3 protein-coding genes are annotated in these 1,412 nt (G+C 63.0%); 1 reads left to right on the top strand and 2 read right to left on the bottom strand.

Going from position 1 to position 1,412, the window contains the following annotated elements:
* Positions 1-233, bottom strand: a 233-nt coding sequence (locus tag AC1DY5_RS55630; RefSeq protein WP_478122705.1) for a PEP/pyruvate-binding domain-containing protein, incomplete at its 3' end; no start/stop codon positions are given.
* A 206-nt stretch (positions 234-439) separates the two neighbouring features.
* Here AC1DY5_RS55630 and AC1DY5_RS55625 point away from each other — a divergent pair.
* On the top strand, positions 440-730 hold the full coding sequence (locus AC1DY5_RS55625; RefSeq protein WP_478122704.1) for a hypothetical protein: 291 nt from the start codon (positions 440-442) through the stop codon (positions 728-730).
* A gap of 37 nt (positions 731-767) precedes the next feature.
* Here the strand turns inward: AC1DY5_RS55625 and AC1DY5_RS55620 are convergent, their stop codons facing one another.
* Entirely contained in the window at positions 768-1,235 is a 468-nt protein-coding gene (locus tag AC1DY5_RS55620; RefSeq protein ID WP_478122703.1) for a universal stress protein, read from the bottom strand.
* Positions 1,236-1,412: the final 177 nt, after the last annotated feature.

The following is a 1,412-nucleotide window of genomic DNA, read 5'->3' as shown; positions in this document are numbered from 1 at the left end:
TTCTCGACGTCCAGGCCTGCCAGGGCTTCCTTGAGACGCGGCAGCGCATCGGCAGTCTCGAGCGTGCGACGGTACGCGTCCGCGGTGATCGCGAATCCGTTGGGTACGCGAACGCTGCCTGGGCGCAAGGCGCTGAACAACTCCCCGAGCGATGCGCTCTTGCCTCCCACCGTCGGCACATCATCCGCACCGAGTTCGGAGAACCAGCGGATATGAATTGCGTCGGGGGGCATGGGCGTCTCCTTGTGCCAGAGCGCGACTGCGCTCGAACAGGATCGACGCTAAGCCCGACTGCCTCGATCGATCTTGATCTCGCGCAAGCCGCTCGCCGCAACGGCTCGATGCGGATTTCTTGATCTGAAGCAAGACCCTGTCACCGTGTCGGTAGGAGAGTGTTCATTGGCGCAGGCGGATGTTGTCGAATAGCAGGAGATGACCCATGAGCAGCGATGCGATCTATTGTTTCGATAGGGCGTGTGTTCTGTTCGCGATCTACCCCGAAGGAAAAGCAGGTCCTCGCGTCGTGGCCGAGATCTCGGAAGATGTTTTGCGCGACGAATTCGGAGCACAAGGAGGCGGGGACAGCCTCGTCGACGCCTGCCGGAGTCACTTCGATGTGATCGAGGCGGTGGCGCTGCGGCGCTATCGGGAGGATCCCGTGAAACCCGTGATGCTGGAGTTCGGCGACTTCGCCTTTCCCGCAATCCCAGCGATCGATTCCGTCAGTTGAGCGCTTGCCGCTCGAGCGCTCCGTCCGACAGCAAGGATCACGCGGATGCGTCGATGGTCTCCGGGTGCTGCCGAACCAGCAGCACCGGCACGGGGCTGGTTCGCACGACGAGATCTGCATCGCTGCCCAGCGCCATGCGACTCAGGCCACGCCGACCGTGAGTGCCCATGACGATCAGGTCGCATGCGGAAGTCCCGGCCTCGTCCACCACGGCGTTGGCGATGCGGCCTTCCGTGACCTCGCGCAGAACCGTATCAGCCTGCACGCCGGCATCGCCCGCAAGCTTTTGGGCGCCAGCAAGAGTCTGCTGCCCGTAGTCGCGCAACTTCTGCAGCGAGGCGTCGAAGCTTTCGAGACTGGACAGTTCCATCAGCATCGGAAAGTCGTCGATGACGTACAGCAGGCGCAGTCGAGCCTTCTGATCTGCGGCCAGCCGAATGGCTTCGCGCAGGCCCTGTTCGGCGGTCGCGCTGCCGTCGATGGGTACGAGGATGCGTTGGTACATGATTCTTCCTTTGGGGGTGCGTCATGAAGCCGCTCGCCGCCGGCCCGACAGCGAGTGCATCGATTCTTCTGCTTCTCGGCGCGGAGTACTTGCGCGAGATCAACGTCTGCCGACGATCTCGACCTCTTGATGCGCCCGCCGGTCCATCGTCCCGGACAGAAGCCCTTGCAGTGCAGC

It is taken from the genome of Variovorax sp. P4_D9 (assembly GCF_056401695.1).
Note: the sequence above shows the minus strand (reverse complement) of the source record. Positions and strands in the feature narration are given on the sequence as shown.

Coding starts and splice junctions, on each gene's coding strand:
- AC1DY5_RS55625 (WP_478122704.1), top strand. CDS start 440: ATGAGCAGCGATGCGATCTATTGTTTCGATAGGGCGTGTGTTCTGTTC.
- AC1DY5_RS55620 (WP_478122703.1), bottom strand. CDS start 1,235: ATGTACCAACGCATCCTCGTACCCATCGACGGCAGCGCGACCGCCGAA.